This is a genomic window from Rudaea cellulosilytica DSM 22992, assembly GCF_000378125.1.
In the GTDB taxonomy this organism is placed as follows: domain Bacteria; phylum Pseudomonadota; class Gammaproteobacteria; order Xanthomonadales; family Rhodanobacteraceae; genus Rudaea; species Rudaea cellulosilytica.
In genome coordinates this window covers 328,841-353,594 of the sequence record NZ_KB899241.1, presented here as the reverse complement: position 1 = coordinate 353,594, position 24,754 = coordinate 328,841, and the positions used below count along the sequence as shown (strand labels likewise).

The 24,754-nt window shown below is 64.3% G+C and carries 19 protein-coding genes; 16 read left to right on the top strand and 3 right to left on the bottom strand.

Going from position 1 to position 24,754, the window contains the following annotated elements; all coding sequences use genetic code 11:
* Window positions 1-260 precede the first annotated feature (260 nt).
* The 13 genes from F455_RS0101655 (at window position 261) to F455_RS0101595 (ending at window position 16,513) form a co-directional block, all read left to right on the top strand.
* Complete coding sequence (locus tag F455_RS0101655; RefSeq protein ID WP_026292964.1) at window positions 261-1,325, top strand: pilus assembly protein PilM; 1,065 nt, start codon at window positions 261-263, stop codon at window positions 1,323-1,325.
* Complete coding sequence (locus F455_RS0101650) at window positions 1,325-1,966, top strand: PilN domain-containing protein (protein ID WP_018971515.1); 642 nt, start codon at window positions 1,325-1,327, stop codon at window positions 1,964-1,966. The genes F455_RS0101655 and F455_RS0101650 overlap by 1 nt, the downstream gene beginning before the upstream one ends.
* Window positions 1,963-2,634, top strand: coding sequence for a type IV pilus inner membrane component PilO (locus tag F455_RS0101645; RefSeq protein WP_018971514.1), 672 nt, complete (start codon window positions 1,963-1,965; stop codon window positions 2,632-2,634). The genes F455_RS0101650 and F455_RS0101645 overlap by 4 nt, the downstream gene beginning before the upstream one ends.
* The gene (locus F455_RS0101640) at window positions 2,631-3,158 is read left to right on the top strand and encodes a pilus assembly protein PilP (protein WP_018971513.1); all 528 of its coding nucleotides are present in this window, start codon (window positions 2,631-2,633) and stop codon (window positions 3,156-3,158) included. Before F455_RS0101645 ends, F455_RS0101640 begins: the two co-directional genes overlap by 4 nt.
* A 62-nt stretch (window positions 3,159-3,220) precedes the next feature.
* Window positions 3,221-5,443: a type IV pilus secretin PilQ gene (locus tag F455_RS0101635; protein WP_033409069.1), complete on the top strand. Its 2,223-nt coding sequence runs from the start codon at window positions 3,221-3,223 to the stop codon at window positions 5,441-5,443.
* Between the two features lie 91 nt (window positions 5,444-5,534).
* Complete coding sequence (locus tag F455_RS0101630) at window positions 5,535-8,561, top strand: hypothetical protein (protein ID WP_018971511.1); 3,027 nt, start codon at window positions 5,535-5,537, stop codon at window positions 8,559-8,561.
* A 150-nt stretch (window positions 8,562-8,711) separates the two neighbouring features.
* Window positions 8,712-9,707 carry an AAA family ATPase gene (locus tag F455_RS0101625; protein WP_018971510.1) on the top strand — a complete coding sequence of 332 codons (996 nt, stop codon included), beginning with the start codon at window positions 8,712-8,714 and terminating at the stop codon, window positions 9,705-9,707.
* Between the two features lie 142 nt (window positions 9,708-9,849).
* Window positions 9,850-10,770, top strand: coding sequence for a DUF58 domain-containing protein (locus F455_RS0101620; RefSeq protein ID WP_018971509.1), 921 nt, complete (start codon window positions 9,850-9,852; stop codon window positions 10,768-10,770).
* A gap of 1 nt (window position 10,771) precedes the next feature.
* Window positions 10,772-11,260 (top strand): DUF4381 domain-containing protein, encoded by a 489-nt coding sequence (locus F455_RS19375; RefSeq protein WP_018971508.1) that lies wholly within the window; start codon window positions 10,772-10,774, stop codon window positions 11,258-11,260.
* A complete protein-coding gene (locus F455_RS0101610; RefSeq protein WP_018971507.1) occupies window positions 11,253-12,275 on the top strand; it encodes a vWA domain-containing protein in 1,023 nt (340 codons plus the stop codon). The genes F455_RS19375 and F455_RS0101610 overlap by 8 nt, the downstream gene beginning before the upstream one ends.
* Window positions 12,272-14,200, top strand: a complete 1,929-nt coding sequence (locus tag F455_RS0101605) for a VWA domain-containing protein (protein WP_018971506.1) — start codon at window positions 12,272-12,274, stop codon at window positions 14,198-14,200. Before F455_RS0101610 ends, F455_RS0101605 begins: the two co-directional genes overlap by 4 nt.
* The gene (locus tag F455_RS0101600; RefSeq protein ID WP_018971505.1) at window positions 14,197-15,960 is read left to right on the top strand and encodes a BatD family protein; all 1,764 of its coding nucleotides are present in this window, start codon (window positions 14,197-14,199) and stop codon (window positions 15,958-15,960) included. Before F455_RS0101605 ends, F455_RS0101600 begins: the two co-directional genes overlap by 4 nt.
* Before the next feature lie 208 nt (window positions 15,961-16,168).
* Window positions 16,169-16,513 carry a hypothetical protein gene (locus F455_RS0101595; protein ID WP_018971504.1) on the top strand — a complete coding sequence of 115 codons (345 nt, stop codon included), beginning with the start codon at window positions 16,169-16,171 and terminating at the stop codon, window positions 16,511-16,513.
* Here F455_RS0101595 and F455_RS0101590 read toward each other — a convergent pair.
* Complete coding sequence (locus F455_RS0101590; RefSeq protein WP_018971503.1) at window positions 16,510-18,162, bottom strand: APC family permease; 1,653 nt, start codon at window positions 18,160-18,162, stop codon at window positions 16,510-16,512. The two genes, F455_RS0101595 and F455_RS0101590, sit on opposite strands and share 4 nt — an antisense overlap.
* Before the next feature lie 147 nt (window positions 18,163-18,309).
* On the opposite strand from F455_RS0101590, the gene tkt reads away from it, so the two are divergent.
* Complete coding sequence (tkt, locus tag F455_RS0101585; protein WP_026292960.1) at window positions 18,310-20,307, top strand: transketolase; 1,998 nt, start codon at window positions 18,310-18,312, stop codon at window positions 20,305-20,307.
* Window positions 20,308-20,357: 50 nt separating this feature from the next.
* On the opposite strand, the gene F455_RS0101580 is transcribed toward tkt, so the two are convergent.
* Entirely contained in the window at window positions 20,358-20,846 is a 489-nt protein-coding gene (locus F455_RS0101580; RefSeq protein ID WP_018971501.1) for an NUDIX hydrolase, read from the bottom strand.
* Between the two features lie 120 nt (window positions 20,847-20,966).
* On the opposite strand from F455_RS0101580, the gene F455_RS0101575 reads away from it, so the two are divergent.
* Both F455_RS0101575 and F455_RS21725 read left to right on the top strand, forming a co-directional pair.
* The gene (locus F455_RS0101575) at window positions 20,967-21,338 is read left to right on the top strand and encodes a BlaI/MecI/CopY family transcriptional regulator (RefSeq protein WP_018971500.1); all 372 of its coding nucleotides are present in this window, start codon (window positions 20,967-20,969) and stop codon (window positions 21,336-21,338) included.
* A complete protein-coding gene (locus F455_RS21725; RefSeq protein WP_018971499.1) occupies window positions 21,328-23,472 on the top strand; it encodes a TonB family protein in 2,145 nt (714 codons plus the stop codon). Before F455_RS0101575 ends, F455_RS21725 begins: the two co-directional genes overlap by 11 nt.
* A 13-nt stretch (window positions 23,473-23,485) precedes the next feature.
* On the opposite strand, the gene F455_RS0101565 is transcribed toward F455_RS21725, so the two are convergent.
* Window positions 23,486-24,721, bottom strand: coding sequence for a cytochrome-c peroxidase (locus F455_RS0101565; protein WP_018971498.1), 1,236 nt, complete (start codon window positions 24,719-24,721; stop codon window positions 23,486-23,488).
* Between the last annotated feature and the right edge of the window lie 33 nt (window positions 24,722-24,754).

The window sequence follows — 24,754 nt, the reverse complement described above, 5'->3', positions numbered from 1 at the left end:
GCGGCCCACAAGCGGGGCGATTACGAATTATATGCGGCTGCTCGAGGGGTCGATAGGGAAAGATCGTGGCCGCTCGCGGGCAGCAAAAGGGCGATTTTTCGGGGGGTAAACGCGAAAATGCGATCCAGTTCGCTAAAATTTTTTTGGAAGTGCTTGTTAGTCCAGCAAATTTCCCCATTGCCAAAAATTTAACAGTCGGGTTTAATGGCGTCTGCGGACGTGTTGTTTCTCAAACGTTTTTGCGGTTGGGGGATCTGGGGTTGAACTTCTTTCAGACCAAATCGATGGCGCTACTTGGCGTGGACATCAGCTCGTCTGCAGTGAAATTGCTGCAACTGAGCCGATCCGGCGGGCGCTATCGCATCGAACACTACGCGGTCGAGCCATTGCCGCCAAACTCTGTCGTCGAAAAGAACATCGTCGCGGTAGAGCCGGTTGGCGAGGCGCTGCGCCGCGCGCTAGCGCGCTCGGGCTCGAAACTCAAGCTCGCGGCTTCGGCAGTCGCCGGTTCTTCAGTGATTACCAAGGTCATCACGATGCCCGCCGAGCTGGATGAGGATGCGCTGGAGGAACAGATCCAGGTCGAGGCCAACCAGTACATCCCCTATCCGATCGAGGAAGTGAGCCTCGACTTCGAAGTGCTGGGGCCGGTGAAGGATGCTCCGGGCAGCGTGAATGTCCTCATTGCCGCCTCGCGTCTCGAGAACGTCGATTTGCGCGTGTCCGCACTCGAGCTCGCTGGACTGACCGCAAAGGTCATCGACGTCGAAGCGTTCGCGATGGAGAACGCATGCAAGCTGATCGCCGATCAGCTTACCGTGCCGTCGGACGCCGTCGTTGCGGTCGTCGACATCGGCGCGACGATGACCACGCTGATCGTGCTGAAGAATCAGCGCACCATCTATTCGCGCGAACAGGTGTTCGGTGGCAAGCAGCTCACCGAAGAGGTGATGCGGCGCTACGGCCTGTCGTACGAGGAGGCTGGCGCCGCCAAGCGTCAAGGCGGCCTGCCCGAATCCTACGAAGTCGAAGTGCTCGAGCCGTTCAAGGAAGCGATCGTGCAGCAGATCAGCCGACTGCTGCAGTTCTTCTACGCCGGCAGTGACTACACGCGGGTGGATCAGATCGTGCTTGCCGGCGGTTGCGCACTCGTGCCCGACATCGGCGCGAAGATTTTGCAGCAGCTCGATGTGCCGTGCATCATCGCCAATCCGCTCGCCAACATGTCACTGTCGCCGCGCCTGCAGAGTCAGGCGGCGGTGCTCAGACAGGATGCGCCGATGCTGATGATCGCCGCGGGCCTGGCCATGCGGAGCTTCGACTAATGGCCAATATCAATCTACTTCCCTGGCGCGCGGAGCGGCGCCGTCAGCGCGAGCGGGACTTCTATCTCATGCTCGCTGCCGCCGCCGTTTCGGCGGTGCTTGCGTGGCTTGTCTGGGGCTGGTGGATGAACCAGCGCATCGACGACCAGGAAGGCCGCAACGGCTATCTGCGCACGGAGATCCAGCAGCTCGAAGGCAAGCTGAAAGAGATCAAGGATCTGGAGACGACCAAGGCCAAGTTGCTCGCGCGCAAGCAGATCATCGAGCAGCTGCAGGCGAGCCGTTCGCAGATGGTGCACCTGTTCGACGAACTGGTCCGGACGATACCGGACGGCGTTCGTCTGGCTTCGATCAAGCAGACCGGCGACCAGCTCGCGCTTGAGGGCGTGGCCCAGGCGAACGGCGATGTGGCCAACTACATGCGCAATCTCGATGCATCGAACTGGATGCAGCGCTCGGATCTGAAGAAGACCGAAATCAAGGGCAGCGACAAGCGCAATCGCTATGAGTTCGGTCTCTCGGTCAAGTTGCGCTCGGCCGAACAGCAGCCGAACGCAGCTGCGCCTGGCAACACGCCGGCCAAGCCGGATGCGCCGCCCGCCGCCAAGCCCGCTGCCGTGCCGGCGGGGAGGGCGCCATGAAGCTTTCGGATCTGCGCAATCTCGATCGCAACAACGTCGGTGCTTGGCCAGACTGGATCAAGTATGCGGCCTGCGTTCTCATCTTCATCATCCTGTTGGGCCTCGGTTGGTGGTGGTCGATCAGCGACCAGTCGGACACGTTGGTGCAGAAGCAGAAGCAGGAAATCGACCTCAAGAAGGATTTTCACGACAAGCAACTCAAGGTCGTCAATCTGGAGAGGCTGAAGACCCAGCTCGACGACATGCGCGAGATCCTGCGCCAGTTGCTGCGCCAGCTGCCGAGCAAAACGGAAATGCCCGAACTGCTGGTCGATGTGTCGCAAGCGGCATTGTCGGCCGGATTGGAAACGCAACTGTTCGAGCCCGGACCGGAAGCGATCCAAGAAGGTTTTTACGCTGAAAAGCCGATCAAGTTGCGCATGCTTGGCAATTATCACCAGTTCGGGACTTTCATCAGCGAGGTCGCAAGACTGCCGCGAGTCGTCATCCTGACAATGCACGACGTTTCGCTGAAGCCGTCTGCGCCCGCCGCAGGCAAGGCACCGAGTCAGCTTACGCTCGAGGGCACGGTGAAGACCTATCGTTACGTCGATGAGGACGAGGCCGATGCGGCCGCGCCGAAGAAGCCGGGAGCGCCGAATGCGCCGGCGGCAAAGGCGGGCAAATGAGCACGGGATCGATGCAAACCATGCTGCGTTGCGGCCTGCTCGTCGCCCTGCTGTTGCTCGGCGGCTGCTTGAAGGGTACTGAGGATCTGCACAAGTGGGTCGCGGACGAGAAGAACCTGCCGGGCGGTCCGTTGCCGCCGCTGCCGGTGCTCAAAACGTTCGAGACATTCGAATACAAGGCGCAGACGCAGCGCGATCCATTCGCGCCGAGCCTCGCCGAGCAGAAAGCAGAGGAAGATGCGAAGAATGCCGTGCCCGATCCGCACCCGAAGGAAAAGCTCGAGGAGTTTGCGCTCGACAGCCTGAAGATGGTGGGCACCATCAATACTGGTCCGGCCATGGTCGCACTGATCCGCGATCCGGAAGGGACGGTGTCGCGCGTCAAGCCGGGAAACTATCTCGGTCAGAACAACGGCAAGATCAGGGCGATCCACGCGGACAGCCTTGAATTGGTCGAATTGGTGAGCAACGGCAACGGCGGCTGGATGGAGCGGCCGGCGTCGATTGAAATCAGTACGAAATGACGCGCCAGATTGCGGTTGGCGCGGTGAAGTTTGGCGAAACGAACATCGGATCGGGGAAGACCATGAAGTGGACCATCGCGGGCGCAATCCGGCGGACCGCCGCGCAACGATTCGGCGCAGCACTCTGCGTGCTGCTGGCCTCGTTCGTCGCGGCAGCGGCGGCGCATGCCGAAAACGTATTGCAGGACGTCAGCTATGCCCCATTGGCGGGCGGGCGCGTGCAGGTCACGCTGAAGCTGGCCAGCCCCGCGTCCGGGGTTCGCGCCTTCACCACGGAGACGCCGCCACGCATCGCGCTCGACATTCCCGACACGCGTTCGACTGCGAGCCAGCGGCATATCGAAGTTGGCAGCGGCGCGGCCAGCGCCATCAACGTCGCCGAGGCGGCCGGGCGTACGCGCGTCGTGGTCGATCTGTATCGCGTTTCCACCTATGAGACGCACGCCGATGGCAACAATTTCGTCCTCGTGGTCAACAACGGCAACGCTGCCAACGCTGCCGCGGTGATCGCCGCGGGCGACCAGACCAAGGCCGTCGGCGCTGCGGTGCAGGAGGTTTCCAACATTGACTTCCGGCGCGGCAAGAACGGTGAGGGCCGCATCATCATCACCTTTTCCGGTGAAGGGTCCAGCGCGGACCTGAAGCGCCAGGGCGACAAGATTTCGCTCGACGTCTACAACGCGCGCTTGCCTTCTCAGCTCGCCCAGCGCCTGGACGTGCTCGATTTCGCGACACCCGTGCAGTTCATCGAGACGCACAGCAAGGGTGGCGGCGCGCACATGGACATCACGGCCAAGGCGCCGTTCGAGCAGCTCGCCTATCAGACCGGTAACCAGTACATCGTCGAAGTTGCGCCGGCCAAGGAGAAGGAGAAGAGAGACCCGAACGCGCCCCCGGTGTATTCCGGCAAGCGGGTCACCTTCGATTTCCAGGACATCCCCACGCGTGCGGTGTTGCAGCTGATCGCGCAGGAATCCGAACTCAACATCGTCGTTGCCGACAGCGTTACCGGCAACGTCACCCTGCGCCTCAACAACGTGCCATGGGACCAGGCGCTTGACATCGTGCTGCAGTCCAAGGGACTCGACAAGCGCAGGAACGGCAATGTGGTCTGGGTAGCACCGCAGAAGGAAATCGCCGATCGCGAACAGGCAATGGCCGACGCTAGGCTCAAGCTCGAGCAGGTCAGCGAGACGGTCACCGAATACATTCCGATCAGCTATGGCCAAGCCAAGGATATTGCGGACTTGCTGACACAGAAATCCAAGCAGGGTACCGGCGGCAGCAGCGGTCAGGCAATCACAAGTGGCTTCCTTTCCGAGCGTGGCCGCGTGTCCGCCGACGACCGCACCAACACTCTGCTCGTCGTCGACACGCCCGACAAGGTGCGGGCGATACGCGAGCTCGTGGCCAAGCTCGACAAGCCGGTGCAGCAGGTGCTGATCGAAGCGCGCGTCGTCGTCGCCGCCGACAATTTCGCGCGCGAGCTCGGTGCCAAGTTCGGCATCAGCGGTGCGACCACGGTCGGCAGCAGCGTGGTCTCGACCAGCGGCAATCTCAACGGTTCGCAGTACATGACCAATCAGGCCCTAGCCAACCGATTGGCCACGGGCGATCCGTTTCCGGTCCTGCCGCCGGGCGTGACCGGCGGCAGCTCGACAGGCGCTACCAATCTAGGCGATCGTCTCAACGTCAACCTGCCGACGAGCACGACCAATGCGGGCAGTATCGGGTTATCCGTGCTCGGCGCAAATGTGCTGCTCGATCTGGAATTGTCGGCCGGCCAGACCGAGGGCCGCAGCGAACTGATCTCGAGCCCGCGAGTCGTCACCGCGAACCAGAAGGAAGCGAACATCACCCAGGGTCAGGAAATTCCCTATTCGACGATCACCTCGGCGGCAGGCGGCGGGGCGTTGCCGACCGTCGCGTTCAAGGAGGCGGCGCTCGCTCTCAAAGTGACGCCGAACATCACCGCCGACGGCCGCGTGTTCCTCGTTCTCGAGGTGAAGAAGGATGCGTTGAACAGTTACTACACGAATGCCACCGGTTCCTATCCGATCATCGACAAGCGCGAGATGACCACCTCGGTGCTGGTCGACAACGGCCAGACCGTCGTGCTCGGCGGTGTCTACGAATTTGACAAGCAGGACAGCGTGACCAAGGTGCCGTTCCTGGGCGACCTGCCCGGCCTCGGTGCGTTCTTCCGCAACGTTAAGAAGTCGAACCAGAAGGCAGAGCTGCTGATCTTCGTCACGCCCAAGATTCTCGATGAGAATCTGAGGTAGCCCAATCAGTTTCGAGTCCATTCCGATTCGAAATCCCGTTTTTATCCATCTGCCCCAAGCAAATCGTCATAGCAGTACCGGAGACGTCATCATGAAAGCGCCGATTCGATTCCTCACCCTGCTGTTCGGCTCTCTGTTCGTTATCGCCGGCAGCGGACTCGTTCGCGCTTCCGCGTTTGGACCGCCTTCGGCGGACAGCGTGAAGATCGCTGTGTCCTCGACTTCGGTGGGCACCAATTCGACCGCGACGCTGACCGTGACGGTCACGCGCCGTAACGGCGCGCCAGAGACCGATGGCACGGTCATCAGCGCGACGGTGTCGCCGCCGACGATCGGCGCCGTCGCCGGCGTCGGCGCAAGCGGTACCGCGAGCGGCAGCACGAGTCCGCTCGTCGGCGGTGTCGCCTCGTTCGTCTTCATCGCCGGCAATACGCCGGGTACGGCGACGGTCTCGATTTCGTTGCCGCCAGCCAACGGTTATCCGAACACGGTCGTCTCCAAGGTCCCGATCACGGTGGTCCAAGGCGACGGCAACAATCCGAGCCTGAAGATTTCGCCGTCGTCGGTCACGCTGCCGCAGAACCTCGTGGGCGCAGCCCCGTATTTCGGCTCGCCCTACATGGCCGAACTCACGGTTGAATGGCGTGGCCTGATCACCGGGCAGTTGCTCAACGGCACGATCAGCGTCGCCACCTCGCCGGTGGGATCGCTCGCGTTCTCGACGCTCGATGATCCCACGACGCCGTGGACCGGAGAGGCCAAGACGCCGCCCACCGCGGAAGGCAACGAATTCCTCACCGAACTAGGCAGCGGTCCGGTGAAGGTCACGGCCGGCATCGCCACGATCTTCGTCCATTCTCAGGCTACGACCGGTCCGGCGACGTTGACGATCACCGCGCTCGATCCGGAGACGAACCGCACGATCTCCTCGCAGCTCAATGTGAACGTGGTGACCCCGCCGGGCGCCAATCTGCCGACCGCGCTTACCTTGTCGCAAGCAGCCGGCGGTGTCTACGTCAAGGATTCGAATGGACCGCAGAGCAAGCTCATCACCGCGACGGTGACCAACATCTATGGCACGCCTGCGATTCCCAATCCGGGCGTCGACAATATCCGCTTCGACATCGTCGGGCCGAGTGGCACCGATGCACAACTGTTCGGCCTCAGCAACAGTGGCTGGCCGCAAATTGGTTCCTCGGTGCTGACTGCCACCGGTGCTGCCGGCGCCAGCGTCTACCTGTTCGCCGGACACACGCAAGGTCCGGTGCAGATCCGTGCGACGGTCGATGCGTACGACGGTGATGCCGGCAACGGTGTCACCCTTCCGATCACGGCGACCACGACCGTGGTCGTCTCCGACGGGCAGCTGTACAGCATCACGATCACTTCGCCGATGGTCAACGCAATCGCGGTCAATGGCATCACATCGTCGACGTCCACCAGCGGCAGCAGTGGTGGAACGACGACCACGAATCCAGACGCCACCTACAGCCTCACGGTCAGCGCGATCGCGACCGACCGTCAGGGCAACCCGGTTCTCCCGGGCACCGAGATCCGCTTCGGCCTGATCGACACGCCGCAGGCACCCGATTTCACCTCGACCTGCAACGGGCTGGGGGCATTCCAGATCTGCGGAACCTTGGGCAACCCGCAACCGGGCACGTTGTATTTCAGCTCGCCTGACGGCCAGTTCAAGACCGCGGGCGGTGGCGCGGGCCCGGGCGATACGCTGGTCGTCTTCGGCAAGCAATGGCATGGTGTTGCTGCGGGCAACGACGATCTTGAGAGTGCGCTGCAGATCAGCGGTATCGCCAGCAATACGCAGTTGTTCACCCTGTTCCCGTTCAACCGCAACGACACGACCGGCGCCAGCGTGCTCTCGGATCCGCTGCCGTACGTGATCGGCCGCGCCACGATCGGCAACATCAATTCGCCTGTAGCGACCGATAGTTCCGGCGCGGCAACCGTAACCGGAACGGCGACGACGAAGCTCAACTATCCGTCGTCCATGCTCAACCGCGGCGTCGTCATCTGGGCGCAGGGCACGGGTCCGGATACGGCATTCAAGGACAGCAACGGCAATCCGACCACGCGCCTCGTCACCGATGCGATCATGACCACGTATCCCGCGGTGGCGGATCTGATCGTCAGCGCTAGCCCGAATCCGATCGCAGGCAACACGACGGTGGCTGTGAACGTGTGCGTTACCGACGCCCAGCATGTTCCGGTTCCTGGCCTGCGCTTCAGGTTCAACTTCACCGACCTTGGAGTCGGCTCGGGTGAAGTCGACGGCGTTGCCGGATCGGGCTGGACCGAGAACGTCACCGGTGCGGACGGCTGCGTTGTCGCCAATGTTTCCACACAGGGCATTGCCGGCTCGTCCAGCAGTGGCGGCGGCAGCGGCTCGTCGGGTACGCCGACAGTGACCTTTGTCGCTGCGGGTTACAGCGCCGGCAGCACGGCTTCCGTGGCAATTCCGATCACGGCCAGTGGAGACCTTATCCTGAAAGCGAAGCCTTCTGCGCTGCCTGGCACCGGAGGCACGGTTACATTAACCTTGCTTTCCGGCAATGGCGTTCCTGTCCCAGGTGTGCAGCTGACCGTTCAAAGTTGTACGGGCAACACCGTGGGAGTGGCCTCGGGTCCCGGCGTGACGGGAGCAGACGGCAGTACTCAAGCGGTGATCACGGCAAGTCTGGACAGCGATAGCGCCACCACCGCCCCTGGCTCCGGCAGTTGCACCTTCACGACCGCGACGGGCTCACCGACCGCTACTGTGAATCTTCAAGGCGCCTGTCTGAATAGCGGAGGCTGTTCTTCGAGCGGATCGCCTGGTTCGGGGAATTCGCTTACCGTCACCGTGATCACGGGACCCGCGACGAGCAGCGCCACGGTTACGTGGACGGGCTCCCCGTTGTCGCCTCCGCCGGCATGCTCGGTCAACAGCGCTAGTAGCACGCAAACCTGCGGGCCATGGGCGATCGCGACGACGGTGACTCAAACCATGGTGGCTACCTCCACCGCAGGTGTCACGTGGTCGAATGGTTGTAGCGGCTCCGGGACGTCGGCAACGGTTCCGATTTCCGGTGCATCCACCTGTACCGCTACATTCCCTTGACGTTGAATCAAGGCTTCGAAAAAAAGGGCTGCTCGATGCAGCCCTTTTTATTCTGCAAGAATGGGCATTGAGGCACGGCTTCAGGGAAACCTTTGGCACGGTCGCGCTGTCCGAGGACGCGATATATTCGCCGCTCCTCACGATTCCGACATGGACATGCCTGACAACTCCCCGGCCCCGACCCTTACCGCGGCCTTTCACGACCTGCGCGATGAGCTTTCTACCTGCATCATCGGTCAGAGCGCGCTCGTCGACCGCCTGCTCATCGCGCTGCTCGCCGACGGCCATCTGCTCGTCGAGGGCGCGCCGGGTCTCGCCAAGACGCTCGCGGTCAAGGAACTCGCCGCACGCATCGAAGGCGATTTCCACCGCATCCAGTTCACCCCGGACCTGCTGCCGGCCGATTTGACCGGCACCGAGATTTATCGCCCGCAGACGGCGAGTTTCGAATTCCAGAAAGGCCCGATCTTCCACAACCTGCTGCTCGCCGACGAGGTCAACCGCGCGCCGGCCAAGGTGCAGTCGGCGCTGCTCGAGGCGATGGGCGAGCGCCAGGTCACGGTCGGCCGCACCACGTATCCGCTGCCACGGCTGTTTCTTGTCATGGCGACGCAGAACCCGATCGAGCAGGAGGGCACGTATCCGTTGCCCGAGGCGCAACTCGACCGCTTCCTCATGCATGTGCGCATCGGCTATCCCGACGGCGCTTCAGAGGCGGCGATCCTCAAGCTCGCGCGCGAACGTGCGCGTGAGACGCTGCGTGAAACGATCGTGCCGCAACGTCTGCTCAACCAGGCGCAGATCTTTTCCGCGCGTGCCGAGGTGCTGAATCTGCACTTAGCGCCTGCGCTCGAGGAATACATCGTCCAGCTCGTGCTCGGCTCGCGCACGCCGAAGGCCTACGGCAATGATCTGGCGCGCTGGATCGCCTATGGCGCCAGCCCGCGCGGCACGATCGCGCTCGACCGCTGCGCACGCGCGCACGCCTGGCTCGCCGGCCGCGATTTCGTCTCGCCCGAGGACGTGCACGCGGTCGCGACCGACGTGCTGCGCCATCGCATCTTGCTGAGCTATGAGGCCGAGGCCGAAGGCGTGACGCCGGAGCGCGTCGTTTCGGCGCTACTCGACCGCGTGCCGTTGCCCTGATTTTCCTTCTCGCATCGGCAGAAGATGGGCGAAAGCGCAGGATGAGGGTTCGGTCGCGGCAACGCCGGCGTAGATCCCGCACCCGTATCCGCCCTTTAGCACCTTCTCGCGGTGTGCGAAGAAAATCAAAAGCTTTTTGTCAATGAACAACGCCATTCAAGTCCAGCTCGACGACCTCCTCGCCATGCGCCTGCGCGCTGCGCGCCTCGCGCAGCGCGCGCAGCGTGTCGCCGGCAGCCATGCGGCCGTGCACGCTTCGCGCTTTCGCGGCCGCGGCGTCGACTACGCCGAATCGCGCGCCTACCAGCCCGGCGACGATATCCGCCAGATGGACTGGCGCGTCACCGCGCGCACTGGGCGGCCACACACCAAGCTGTTCACCGAGGAGCGTGAGCGCAGCGTGCTTGTCGTGCTGAACTGCAACCCGTCGATGCGCTTTGGCACGCGCTTGCGCTTCAAGTCGGTGCAGGCCGCGCGCGCGGCGGCGTTGCTTGCCTGGGCGACCGCGCTGTCGGGCGATCGCATCGGCGCGATCGGCTATGGACCCGGCCTTAACGCGGAAGTGAAACCCGGCGGCGGCGTGCGCGGTGCACTGCGCTGCCTGCGTGCGTTCGTCGAGTGGGACGCGATCACGCGCGGCGCGAAAGACTCCGTTCCGCTTTCGCAGGCGCTGCAACGTGCGCGGCGCCTCGGGCATCCCGGCACCCAGGTCATCCTCTTCACCGATGGTTTCGATTGTGACGAAGCCGCGGAGCCCGCGTTGACCATGCTCGCCGAGCATTGCGATGTCGCCGCGGTGATCCTGAGTGATCCGCTCGAACACGTCGCGCCGCCGCCGGCACGCTATGCGTTGCAGGGCGAAGGCGGGCCGGTGCTGATCGATTTCTCCGCACAGCAAACGCGTGCGCGCTGGCCGGCGTGGTTCGAGGAGCAGCGTGGCGGCTTCCTCGCCATGCTCAAGCGTCGTGCGCTGAATTCGACGGTGCTCGATACCTCGGCGGAGCCGGAAGCCGCATTGCGCAGCCTGCTCGGTCTCGATGCACGTAAGAAGAGGGCGGGTTGAGATGCTGCAGGCCGCCGCCACACAAGGCCCCGAGCTGCGCGATATCCACCTGCCTGCGCCGCCGTCGTGGTGGCCGCCCGCGCCGGGCTGGTGGCTGCTCGCGATCCTCGCGATCACATTGTGCATTTTTTTGCTTCGGTACTTTTACCGGAGGCGGCAACGCCGGCTGCGTCGTCGTGCGCTGCTGGCGGAGTTCGAACGCACCGCGTCGGCGTCGCAATTGGATCCGCCTGCGCTCGCGGCGACGCTGTCCGCCTTCCTGCGCCGTCTCGCGATGCACGCGACGCCATCCGCAGCCACGCTCGCAGGTGAAGCATGGCTTGCGCATCTCGACGCCCGACTCGGCGGCGAGGAGTTTTCCAAAGGTGTCGGTCGCGCTCTGATTGAGGCCCCCTATCGCGCGCAGGCCGAGTTCGATGCGCCGGCGCTGGTCGCGCTTACGCGTCGGACAGTGCACAGATTCTGCGAGAAAGAGGTCGTGCATGTTTGAGTTCGCGTGGCCCTGGCTGTTCGTGCTGCTGCCGTTGCCGTGGCTCGTCGCGCGCACGCTGAAGCCGGCATTGGCCGAGGTGGGCACCGCGCTGCGCCTGCCGATCGCGCTCTCCGATTTCGATCTCGCCGGTGGCGCGAATCCGGTCGCGCCATGGAAGCGCTGGCTCGCATGGCTCGTATGGGTGCTGCTCGTCGCCGCGGCAGCGCGGCCGCAGTGGATCGGCGAGCCGATCGATCTCGAACGCAGCGGCCGCGATCTGATGCTGATGGTCGACGCCTCGGGCAGCATGGATACGCCCGACATGCGCATCGGCGGTCAGGAGGTCACGCGCTACGGCGCGGTCAAGGCGATCGCGGGGGATTTCATCAAGCGCCGCGTCGGCGATCGTCTCGGCCTGATCGTGTTCGGCAGCCAGGCTTATCTGCTCACGCCGCTGACCTTCGATCGCGGCACGGTCGGCAAGCAGCTCGCCGAGTCGGCGGTCGGCCTGCCGGGTCGCGAGACGGCGATAGGCGACGCGGTCGGGCTCGCGGTCAAGCGCCTGCGCGAGCGTCCGGAGGATCGGCGCGTTGCGATTCTGCTCACCGACGGTGTCAACGACGCGGGCGAGCTCGACCCAGCCAAGGCGATCGATCTCGCGGTCGCGGAAAAAGTGAAAATCTATACCATCGGCATCGGCGCCGAGGCGATGCGCATCAATGACGGTTTCTTCGGCAGTCGCGTGGTTAATCCTTCGGCCGAGATCGACGAGAAGATGCTCGCAGACATGGCGGAAAAAACCGGCGGGCGTTACTTCCGCGCGCGCGACACGGCAGAGCTTGCGCAGATCTATCGCGACATCGACAAGCTCGAACCCGGCGTCGACAAGGGCCAGCAGTTCCGTCCGATCGACGAGTGGTTTTTCTGGCCGCTGGGCGCCGCGGTGTTGCTCGCGTTACTCGGCGCATTCGCGCCGCTTGCTGCGTCGCTGCGCCAACCGCGCCTCGCGCGTACCCGCGAGGCCGCCTCGTGAACGCGCTGCACGATTTCCACTTCCTGCGCCCGGCGTGGCTGCTGTTGCTGTTCGCGCTGCCGCTGCTCTGGCGCGTGCTGAAGTCGGCGGCCGGCGACGCGCAGGCGTGGCGTGGCGCGGTCGACGCGCATCTGCTCGAACATCTGCTCGTGCGCAATGCGGACGCGGCGCCTGCGCGTGGGCCGGTGTGGCTTGCGCTCGCCGCGCTTGTGATCGCAAGCCTCGCGCTCGCGGGGCCGGCATGGGAGCGCCTGCCGCAGCCGCTGTACAAGAACCAGGCCGCGCGCGTGATCGCGCTCGAGTTGTCGGCCACGATGGCCGCGCAGGACGTGAAGCCGAGCCGTTTCGAGCGCGCGCGTTACAAGATCGCCGACATCTTGAAACGCTCGGGCGATGCGCAGGTAGCGCTGATCGCCTACGCCGGCGATGCCTTCGTCGTCGCGCCGCTGACCGACGATGCGAACACGGTCGCCAGCCTCGTCGATTCGCTCGATCCGTCGGTGATGCCGGCGCCGGGCAACGACACCGGCCGTGCCATCGACCTTGGCGTCAAGCTGATCCATCAGGCCGGCCTGCGCGAAGGCGAAATCGTCTTGCTCGCCGACGGTGTGGGCGACGGCGCCGATGCAGCGGCCGCGCGTGCGCGCAGCGCCGGCATGCACGTGTCGGTGCTCGGCATCGGCAGCGCGCAAGGTGCCCCGATCGCGCTCGGCGACGGCGGCTTCCTCAAGGACAGGACCGGAAACATCGTGCTGCCCAAGCTCGACGGCCCGGCGCTGGCCGCGCTCGCGCAGGCGGGCGGCGGACGCTACGCAGAATATCGCAACGACGCGGGTGATCTCGATGCGCTGCTCGGTGTGCTCGCATCGGGCAGCGAAGCGGCGAAGGATGCGGCCGGCGTCGAAGTGCAGAGCGCGCGCTTCCTCGATCGCGGGCCGTGGCTGCTGCTCGCGCTGCTGCCGCTTGCCGCGCTCGGTTTTCGTCGCGGCTGGCTGGTGCTGCTGCCGCTTGTATTGCTCGCGCAACCGCAGCGCGCCGAAGCGAACGTGTGGACCGACTTGTGGCAGCGCGCCGACCAGCAGGCGCAAACGCAGCTCGACGCGGGCAATGCGAAAGAAGCGCAGGCGTTGGCCAAGAATCCCGAGTTGCGTGGCAGCGCGGCGTATCGCGCGGGCGACTTTGTCGCGGCGACGACGGATTTCGCCGCGGCCGCCGCGCAGAAGGATTCCGCCGACGTGTCGTACAACCGCGGCAACGCGCTGGCGAAGCAAGGCAAGCTTCCCGAGGCAATCGCCGCCTATGACGAAGCGCTCAAGCATGCGCCGGACATGGACGACGCCAAGGCGAACAAGAAGGCAGTCGAGGATTTCCTCAAGAAGCAACAACAGCAGAAACAGGATCAGCAGCAGAAAGGTTCGCAGGACCATCAGGGCAACAAGCAACAACAGCCGGGCAACGACCAGCCGCAGGACTCGAAGGATTCGAAGGACGGCAAGGGCGATCAGCAAGGTGACGACAGCGGCGAGAAGAAAGAGTCGAAGGATCAGGGCAAGGACGACAAGGGCAGCAGCGAGCAAGACGGCAAGCCGCAGGATTCGCAGCAACAGGACAAGTCCGCGAACGGACGCGACAAGCCCGGCGCGGAAAAGAACACGCCTGCACAAGGCAGCGAGGCCGGCAAGGAGTCGCAGGAGAAATTCCAGCAGAGCATCGACAAGGCGTTGGACCAGAAGGCCGACGACGGCAAGAACCCGCAGCCCGTACGCCTCGGCGCGCGTGAAGGCGAAGCGCGCAGCGAAAAGGACCAGGCCGTCGAGCAATGGCTGCAGCGCGTGCCCGACGATCCGGGCGGCCTGCTGCGGCGCAAGTTCCAGCTCGAACATCAACGCCGCCAGCAAGGCGCGGCGCAGGACGAATCGCAATGAAGAAAATCATGTCGAGCAAAGCAGCGCGAATCGTGGCGATGCTGTTCGCGCTGCTCACCGGCATCAACGCCCACGCCGCCCAGGTGCGCGCGTGGCTCGATCGCAACAGCATGCAGCTCGGCGAGACGGTCACGCTCAACGTCGAGGTCAGCGACAACGCCGGCGCGGCACAGCCTGACTTCAACGTGCTGCAGCAGGACTTCACCCTGCTCGGCACGCAGAGCTCGACGTCGATGAACATCGTCAACGGCGCGGCCAGCTCCAAGCTGCTTTGGGCCGTCGGGCTCGAACCCAAGCATGCTGGGACGCTGACGATTCCGGCCCTAGCCGTCGCCGGCGCGCAGACGCAACCGTTGACGCTGACGGTCAGCCCCGCGAGCTCCACGTCGGGCAAGGCCGGCGATGACCTGTTCCTCGACCTCGAAGTCGAGCCGAAGTCACCTTATGTGCAGCAGCAAGTGCGCGTCACGGTCAAGCTTTTCTTCGCGCTCAACCTGACCGACGGCAACCTTGAGGATCCGCATGGCGACGGCATCAACGCGCGCAAGCTCGGCCAGGACGCGAGCTACACCGCGGATGTGGAAGGTCGTCGCTACCGCGTGCTCGAACGCCACTACGCGCTGACGGTGGAGAAAAGTGGAGCGGCCGCGATCGAGCCGATCCTGTTTCGTGGCCACGCGGTCAACCCGAACGACGTCAATAGCTTCTTCACGCGTGGTCGCAGTGTCACCGCGCGCGTGCCCGGTGCGACGCTGCAGGTGCGCCCGCGTCCCGCGAACTCGGGCAGCGACGCTTGGCTGCCCGCGCAATCGCTCACTCTGAGCGCGGACGGCATCGATGCGAGCACGCAGGCGCGCGTCGGCGAGCCGTTGACGTTGACCTTGCATTTGAAGGCGCAGGGACTTGGCTTCGAACAGTTGCCCGAACTGAAACTGCCGAAGATCGAGGGCGCCGACGTCTATCCCGACAAGGAAACCACGGTCAACCGCGACGACGGCGCCTGGCAATACGGCGAGCGCACGCGCAAGTTCGCGATCGTGCCCAACCGTGCCGGCACGCTGACGCTGCCGGCGCTGAGCCTCGCCTGGTGGGATGTCGCGCATGATCGTGCCGCAAGCGCCGACGTGGCTGCGCAGGCCGTCAATGTCGCCGTTGCCGCTGGCGCTGCCACGTCCGCGGCGTCTCCGGCGACAAATTCCACAAATATACAAAGTATTGCGCCGACGACTGCGCCGGTTTCGCCGAAGGCAGAGCCCGGAAGCGGTGCCGGGGCACCGTGGCGCAACCTCGCGCTGGTCGCGGCCGGCCTTTGGTTGCTGACCGTGGTGGCATGGTCGGCTTCGGTCGTGGCACGGCGGCGCCTGGCGGCCGATGCGGGGCCGGTCCCCACATCGGATGTACGCGCCGGCGCGAACGCGAGCACGGCTCGCTCGGCTTTCATCGGTGCATGCAAGCGCAGCGACGCGCCGGCGATCGCACGCGCATTGATCGCCTGGGCGCACGCTGAAGGCAGTGACGCGCGCACGCTTGGCGAACTCGCGCATACGCTCGATGCAACGCAGCGTGCCGCCTCGATCGAAGTTGAGCGCCATCTCTATGCGGCGAACCCGCAACCGTGCGATGGTGCTCGTGTCGCTGCGGCATTCCGCGACGGCCTTGCCTTCATTGTGACGCCCGCAGGGAAAACGCAGTCAGCGCTGCCACCGCTGTATCCGTTTGCGACGAAGCGATCGGACGAATCGGTGCAAACACTGCACTGAGTCCGGTCCGACGCCGAAACCATCGGCATTCGCTATTTCGATTCATCCCGACTAGGGCTTCGCTGAAGCCGAAACATGGCAACCAATTTCACCGTCACGGCATCTGATCTGGCGGCAGTCACTCGTCTGCAGAAAAAACGGCATCGAACGATGCCGACGGGTTCGGCTTGCCGCAATTCCGCCTTCCGTCCACGAATCGGAGCAGGTCATGCACAAGTTTTTTCTCGCCGCGTTGCTCGCTGGGCTGTCGAACGTCGCTCTGGCTGACGTCGCCTACTACCTCGATCTCGTCGCCACGCCAAGCCGCATCACTTCGTTCGAGATTGCCGGGCGCGGCAGCGATCGCTTTCGTCCGGCGCCGATTAGAAGCCAGCCTTTCGGGGACGCCGGCAATACCACCACCGTTGTGGTGCGCATGGGCGACGGCAACTGCCGGCGCGATCTGCGCATCGGTTTCGCGGATGGACGCAGCGTCGTGTACCGCGACTTCAATGTTTGCAAATTACACGCCTATCGAGCGGGCGAGGATCTCCTGCTCGCGGCACAACCTTAGCCGGCGGAAGCAGTCGTCGCCGTCAGTGCTTCAGGCGCAGCCCTATCGCGTGCCGCCTGAGCGCTGTTCTGCTCGACGTCGGGTGTACGCCAGCCGCACTTGAGACCCCAGAAGTAGAATGCGGCGCCGACGAGCGCGACGACGACGAGGTCCCAGCCGTAGGGCAGGTAGCCGTGGCCACCGAAGCGCGTGCTGCCGCCCCAGGAGACGAGCGCGATCGCGGGCAGGTAGCAGATCAGCCACCATGCGCCGTCGAGCTGGCGGCGGAAATCGCGCCAGCCGTTTTTCGCCTGGTAGTAGAAATACCACGGCAGCGCGACCACGATGAGCAGGATGATCTCGCCGGTCAGCGGCCACTTCGCCCAGTACAGCAGTTCGGTCGAGAACACGAATGCGAGCAGGGCGAAGATCGGCAGCGCCGACATGTGCAGCGGCCGGTGCAGTTCCGGCGCGGTGCGGCGCAGGGTCATCGCGCTGACCGGGCCGGTCATGTACGAGATGATCGTCGCCACCGAGATCACCGCCGCGAGCGTACCCCAGCCGCGGAAGAAGAACAGGAACAGGTAGGACACGCCGAGGTTGAACCACATCGCAGCGCGCGGGATGCCCCAGACCGGATGCACGCGACCGAACGCCTCGGGCATCGTGCCGTTCTTCTGCATGCCGAAAAGCATGCGCGCGGTCGTCGCGGTGTAGGTGATGCCGGTGCCGCTCGGGCTGATGAAGGCATCGGCGTAGAGCAGCATCGCCAGCCAGTTGAGATTGACAAGCAACGCGAGTTCGGCGAACGGCGAGCGGAAATCGATGCCCTTCCAGCCGGCTTTGGCGAGCAGATCGGGCGGCACCGAGCCGAGATAGGCGATCTGCAGCAACAGGTAGACGACTGTCGCCAGCGCGATCGAGCCGAAGATCGCGAACGGAATGCTGCGCTCCGGATTGCGCGCCTCGCCGGCGAGGTTGACCGGGCTCTGGAAGCCATTGAAGCTGAACACGATGCCGGCGGTCGCGACCGCGGTCAGCACGGCGGCGAAGTCGATCGTATGGCCGCTGCCGTCGATGCCGACGCTGAAGTTCTCAGAGTGAAAGCCGCTGGCGATCAGGGCGACGCCGGTAAGCGCGGGCACGACGAGCTTGAACACGGTGATCGCGCTGTTCGAGCGCGCGAACAGCTTCACGCTCCAGTAGTTCAGCAGAAAGTATACAATTACCAGAACGGCGGCGATCGCGATGCCAGGCGGCGTCAGCTCGCCGTGGCCGTCGGGCAGGTGCATGTACAGGTCCTGCGCCCATTGCCACGGCCACGAGGCCATGTACTGCACCGAAGCCTCGGCTTCGACCGGAATCACCGAGACGATGGCAATCCAATTTGCCCAAGCGCCGATGAAGCCGACCAGCGAACCGTGCGAATACTGGCTCATGCGCACCATGCCGCCCGACTCGGGGAACATCGCGCCGAGCTCGGCGTAAGTCAGCGCGATCGTCGTGATCACGACCGCGCCGATCACCCAGGCCCAGACCGCGCCCGGGCCGGCCAGTCCGGCCGCGCGCCAGGCGCCGAACAGCCAGCCCGAGCCGATGATCGAGCCGAGGCCGGTCAGCATCAGCGCGAACGCACCCACTTCGCGGCGAATCGCCTTGTTTTGTTGCATGGGAATTCCCGTAGAGGCGCGGCGTGCGCGCAAGATGTTCGGCGATTCTGGCCGAAGTCGGCACATCGGGCAAACCCTGCCGCAGGTGAATCCCGCGACAAGCCGGCGCAAGTACGCGACAATATGATTTTACCCAGGGTAGACAGAATGCCAAGTCGCAAAGAGCTGGCCAACGCAATTCGTGCGTTGAGTATGGACGCGGTCGAAGCCGCCAAGTCCGGGCATCCGGGCATGCCGATGGGCATGGCCGACATCGCGCAGGTGCTATGGGTTGATTTCCTCAAGCACAATCCGGCCAATCCGAAATGGCCGGGGCGCGATCGTTTCGTGCTCTCGAATGGCCACGGCTCGATGCTGCTCTACTCGCTGCTGCACTTGACCGGTTACGGTCTGCCGATCGACCAGCTGAAAAAATTCCGCCAGTTGCATTCGAAGACGGCGGGACATCCCGAGGCGAGCGAATTTCCCGGCATCGAGACGACGACCGGGCCGTTGGGCCAAGGCCTCGCGAATGCAGTCGGTTTCGCCCTTGCCGAGAAAGTACTCGCGGCGCGCTTCAATCAGGCCGACATCAAGCTCGTCGACAATCGCACCTACGTTTTCCTCGGCGATGGCTGCCTCATGGAAGGTATCTCGCACGAGGTCTGCTCGCTTGCCGGCACTTGGCAGCTCGGCAAGCTCATCGCGTTCTACGACGACAATGGCATTTCGATCGACGGCGAGGTGCACGGTTGGTTCACCGATGACACGCACAAGCGCTTTGAGGCCTACGGCTGGCAGGTGATCGGTCCGATCGATGGACACGATGCTGACGCGGTCAAGGCCGCGATCATCAGCGCGCAGGAGAACGAGAACAAGCCGACGCTGATCATCTGCAAGACGATCATCGGCTTCGGTGCGCCGAACAAGCAGGGCACCGAGTCGGCGCACGGTGCTGCGCTGGGCAAGGACGAAGTGGCTGCCGCGCGCAAGACGCTCGGTTGGAATTATCCGCCGTTCGTCGTGCCCGACGAGATCTATGCGGGCTGGGACACCAAGAAAGCTGGGGCTGAGCGCGAGGCGACCTGGAACGAAAAATTCGCGAAGTATAAAAAAACGTACCCCGAGCTTGCGGCCGAGTTCGAACGTCGCGTCAGCGGCGAACTGCCGCCCGATTTCCACGTGCAGGCCGACGCATTCATCGCCAAGCTGCAGAAGGAAGGCCCGATCGTCGCCTCGCGCAAGGCCTCGCAGATGTCGCTCGATGCCTACGGCCCTTTGCTGCCCGAACTGATCGGCGGCTCGGCCGACCTCGCGCCGTCGAACCTGACGATCTGGAAGGGCTCGAAGGACGTCCAGTCGAACGACGCCAAAGCCAACTACGTGCATTACGGCGTGCGCGAGTTCGGGATGACCGCGATCAGCAATGGCCTCGCGCTGTACGGCGGCTTCATTCCTTACGATGCCACCTTCCTCGTGTTCTCCGATTACGCACGCAACGCGGTGCGCATGTCGGCGCTGGTTCCGACGCGTGCGATCCACGTCTACACGCACGACTCGATCGGCCTCGGCGAGGACGGCCCGACCCATCAGCCGGTCGAGCATATCGCCTCGCTGCGCCTGATTCCGAACAACCATGTCTGGCGCCCGTGTGACGCGGTCGAGAGCGCGGTCGCGTGGAAGGCAGCGATCGAACGCAAGGAAGGTCCGGATTGCCTGATCTTCTCGCGCCAGAACCTGCCGCACCAGTCGCGCAGCGACGAACAGCTTGGCCTGATCGAACTCGGCGGCTATGTGCTCAGCGACCCGGCCAGCGCGAAATTCGATGCGATCATCATCGCCACAGGTTCGGAAGTCGGCCTCGCGATGGAGGCAATGCGCATGCTCGAACAGCAGGGAGTTGCCGTACGCGTCGTGTCGATGCCGTGCGCCGAGGTGTTCGATCGTCAACCGCTGGCCTACCGCGAGGGCGTGCTGCCGTCGTGGTGTCGCAAACGCGTCGCAGTCGAGGCGGGCGTAACCGCGTACTGGCGCAAGTATGTCGGACTCGATGGTGCGGTGGTTGGTCTCGACCGTTTCGGCGCGTCGGCGCCGGCCGAGCAATTGTTCACCTACTTCGACATCACCGCGACCGCGGTGGCCGATGCGGTGAAGAACCTGAAGTGAGGCTTTCGCCCCTTCGCCGTCGGCGGCGAAGGGGCCCGACATCGACTCGGTCAGACGCGGCTGACTGTCCAGCTCACCATCCTGCCGTCGCGATAAGGCATCACGCCATGGAATGCGCGCGGATCGGCGTCGAACACCAGCGGCAGGAAATGGCGGTCGCCCTCCCATAGCGGCAGGTCGAGAATCTTTTCCGTCTCCACCCACTCGAGCGTGCCTTCGGCGTTGTGCTCCAGCGGCGAGCCCGCATAGCGCGTGATTACGAAGACGAAGCCAAACCAGTCCTCGCCGTGCTTGCCGAAGCCGGGCCAGCTGATCGTGCCGCGCAAGTCCATGGCGAGGCAATCGATTCCTGCTTCTTCCATGATCTCGCGGCGCATGCCGGCGACGACATCCTCGTTCGCCTCGAGCTTGCCGCCGAGGCCGTTGTACTTGCCGAGATGATGATCGCCTTCGCGCATGTTGCGGTGGATCATCAGCACGCGCTTGCGGTCGGGCGAGAGCACATAGCCAAGCGTGGCGAGGATGGGTGTGTATGGCATGGATGCTTTCCTGTAGCGGCGCGTAAATTGTAACCGCGCCGCCGCTGTTGCGTCGGCACTTGACTTCTTCATTTACGTCTGTAATCTATCAATCAATTACGGTCGTAATTGGAGTGTGCGATGCCGATCAGCGATGCCGAAAGCGTGGTGATGGACGTGCTCTGGCGCAGTCGCGTGCCGATGAGCGCAGAGGACGTGGTCGCCGCGTTGGCCAGCAGCAGCGACTGGCGGGAGGCGACGATCAAGACCCTGCTCAACCGCCTGCTCGGCAAGCGCGCGATCAGCGCCACACGCGACGGCAAGCGCTATCTCTACAGCGCCCGGCTCAAGCGCGAGGACTATGTGCACACCGAAAGCAAGGGCTTGATCGACCGCCTGTTCGGTGGCCGCGTTGCACCGCTGGTCGCGCATTTTTCCGAAGCGGGCAAGTTGAGCAAGAAGGATCTCGCCGAACTCAGGCGGCTGATCGAGGAGCTCGACAATGACGCATGATCTGCTGATAGCCCTCGGTCGCGGCGCGCTGGCCGCTGGCCTCGCCCTCGCCGTTGTGCTGGCCATGCGCGTGCCGGCTCGGCGCTGGCTCGGTGCCGCATTCGCGTACCGGTTATGGCTGCTCGTGCCAGTCGCTGCGCTGGCGACGTTGTTGCCGGCCCCCGCTCGGCCGTTGATTCCCGCGTTGCAGGTCGCGTCGTCCATGCCGTCGTCTTCACAAACCATCGAACTGCAGGCCGCGGTTGCGCAAGCGGTGTCCTTCGACTGGCAGCCGTGGCTGCTCGCGTTGTGGATCGCCGGTGCGCTCGCGCTGGTCGTTGTATTCGCACGCCAGCAGCGTCGCTACCTGAAGAACCTCGGCGTACTCAGCGCCGACAATCACGGCGCCTTGCGTGCGCAGGCGACCGATGGTTGTCCGGCTTTGGTCGGTGCCTTGCGCCCGCGCATCGTCGTGCCGAGCGACTTCGAGTCGCGCTACACGCCGCGCGAGCGCGAACTCGTGCTCGCCCACGAGCGCACGCACCTCGTGCGCGGCGACGCGCAGATCAACGCACTCGCCGCGCTGTTGCGCTGCCTGAACTGGTTCAATCCGCTATTCCATCTCGCCGCGTCGCGTTTTCGTTTCGATCAGGAAATCGCCTGCGATGCGGCCGTGATGTCCCGTTTTCCGGAAGCGCGCCGGTGTTACGCCGACGCGATGTTGAAGGCGCAACTGGTCGGCAGGTCGCGACAGGAGCTGCGACTGCCGGCCGGTTGCCATTGGCCCCAGAGCCATCCCTTGAAGGAGCGAATTGCGATGTTGAAATTTCCGGCAATGACAGGTGTGCGACGCGCGTTGGCAAGTGCCGCGATCGTCGCGTTGGTATCGAGCGCGGGTTACGCGAGCTGGGCAGCGCAGCCGGGCAGCGCTCCCACAACCCAGGCCCCGATGGCGAAGATGTCCAACCAAACGTCGGCTTCGGCGATGGTGCAGACCGATTTCGCGCTGACCATCGACGGCGTGCGTATCTTCGCCACCAAGGCTGATCAGCGAAACGCCGACTTAACGGGCGGCGGTTGGACCACAACCTTCGATGGCGATGCCATTGTCAATACGCGGGACGGGAGCTTCGCTGTTCTCAACCGGTTCGGCGAGACATTCCGGATCTCGGCTCGCCGCGACAATGAGACCTATGACCTGGACGGTGTGGCCAAAGACCTAGGCGATGGCACGATCGAGTTCGACGGCACGATTTGGCACAACGGCGCCGTGATCAGCAAACCCAGCCTTGTCGCGGTCGACGGCAAGCAGGCAGCGGTGCGAGTGGGAACAGGCGGTAGCGCCGCGACGAATCCGCCGAGCACCAGCGCGTCACCGGCCGAGCCCGGAGTCGTCGTAGGCAACGACGGCTGGGCACAGGGCCTTGGGCTTGCCCTCACGATGCGCAAGATCGCCGACACGCCGCCGACGGAAGACCTGAGCTATCGGCGCATGTATCCGCCGAAATATCCGGCCGAAGCCGTGCGCAACCGCGTAACCGGCAAGGTGATGCTCAAGGTGAGCGTGGACGAGCGTGGGATGCCGACTTCGGCGGAAGTGGAAAGCGTCAAGCCGGAAGAATCCGCGCGCGTACTCGCCGATGCCGCCATCGCCACGGCGATGAAGTGGCGCTTCAATCCGGGCATCAAGGATGGCGTTCCCGCAGGCGGCTCGGTGATGGTGCCGGTCGATTTCATGTTGCGCGACGACGATGGCAATCCGATGCCGCCGCCCGACCCGGTCAGCGAGGTCAATGTCAGCTATCGCAAGATGCGACCGCCGGTCTATCCGCGCGAGGCGATCGCCGCAAAAGTCAGCGGTGCGTTGTACATGCGCGCGCACATCGATGCCGACGGCAATGTCGCCGATGCCTATGTCGACCAGGCCGTGCCGGTCTCGGCACTCGTTTTGAAGGAGCCCGCGCTGGCTGCGTTGAAGGCTTGGCAGTTCAACCCGCAAACGCGCAACGGTGCGCCGGTCGAAAGCGACGTGCTCGTGCCGATGCAGTTCCGTCTCGAAGGTGAACCCGCCGCACCGGCGAACTCGGTGGCGCCAACGTACCCGGACTCGGTCAAGCGTCTCGAGGCTATCGTGGTCACCGGCAGCGCAAGCTGATCGCAGCGCCAAGTCAACGCGGTTTCACGGCGTCGTCTGGCGAGGCTGCCATGCGACGCCGCTCGCCGTGGTAGGGATTGTCCTTCAGATAGCCGTCGGTCAGGGTACGGATGAAGGCGACGACGTCATCGATCTCACGCGGGCTGAGCGCTGGCGTCGAGTTGCGATGCTGATCCGCGAACGGCGGATCGCGGTTGATGTTGGCGTGGTAGAGCGCAGGCAGATCGTCGTAGGCGAAGGTTTTTCCAAGTGCGTCCCTTGCGTACCAGCGCTCGGGCGTGATGTCACGCGTGACATAGAACTCGACCACTTCACGCAGATCGTGGAATTTCCCATTGTGGAAAAAAGCACCGCGCAGAGCGACGTTGCGCAGCGTCGGCGTGCGGAACAGGCCGCAGTATTCGCGTTGGCCGGCCTTGTCGTGGCGCTCGGGGCCGCAGGCGCCGAGGTCGAAGAACGTGGGATCGCGATTGCGCGCGAGGTTCGCGTTGCGCGGCACGGCGAGCGCGATCAGGCCGTAGTCGGAGAGTGCCGGCGGCGTACCGTCGAGTCCGCGCTTCGACAGGTGGCATTGCGCGCAGTTGCCCTTGCGTTCGTCCTCGAACAGGGCCAGGCCGCGTTTTTCCTGTGCGCTCAACGATGCCTGCCCGGTGAGGAAGGCATCGTACTTGCTCGTATACGGGCTGAATTCGGCGGAGTCTTCCTCGAACGCGGCCAGCGCGCGCCCGACGGCGGCGAACGCGCGCGTGTCGTCGACCAGTGCATCGTCACCGAGCGCGGCGCGCAGCCGCGCGGCATGCGGCGCCTTACGCGCGGCCGCGGCGACACCGGCGACCGTGTTCGCCATCTCGAACTTCGATGTCAGCGGAATCGTCGCCTGTTGCGCGCCAGTATCGACGCGGCCATCCCAGGTCAGGCCGCCCGTGGGACCGTTGTCGACTGAGTTATCGGCTTCGTCTTCAGAATCGTAGTGGTGGTTGTCGTAGGGCGGTATGCGGTCGAGATAGGTCAGCGTCGGCGGCGCGCGCAGGCCCTGGTCGCGCAGCTTGGGTCCGCCCATCTGCACGTCGCGCGCGTTCGGCGGGTTGTAGCGGCGTGCCGGAGCGTGACAGCTGGCACAGGACTGTTTGCCCGAGGCCGAGAAGGCCGGGTCGGAGAAAATTTCCCGTCCCGCCTGGCGCAATTGCGCGGTACGCTCGCGTGCCTGCGCGTACGACGCGGTTTCCGTCGCCGCGACGAGTACCGGCATAAGGAGCTGGCAAGCTGTCACAAGAAGTACACA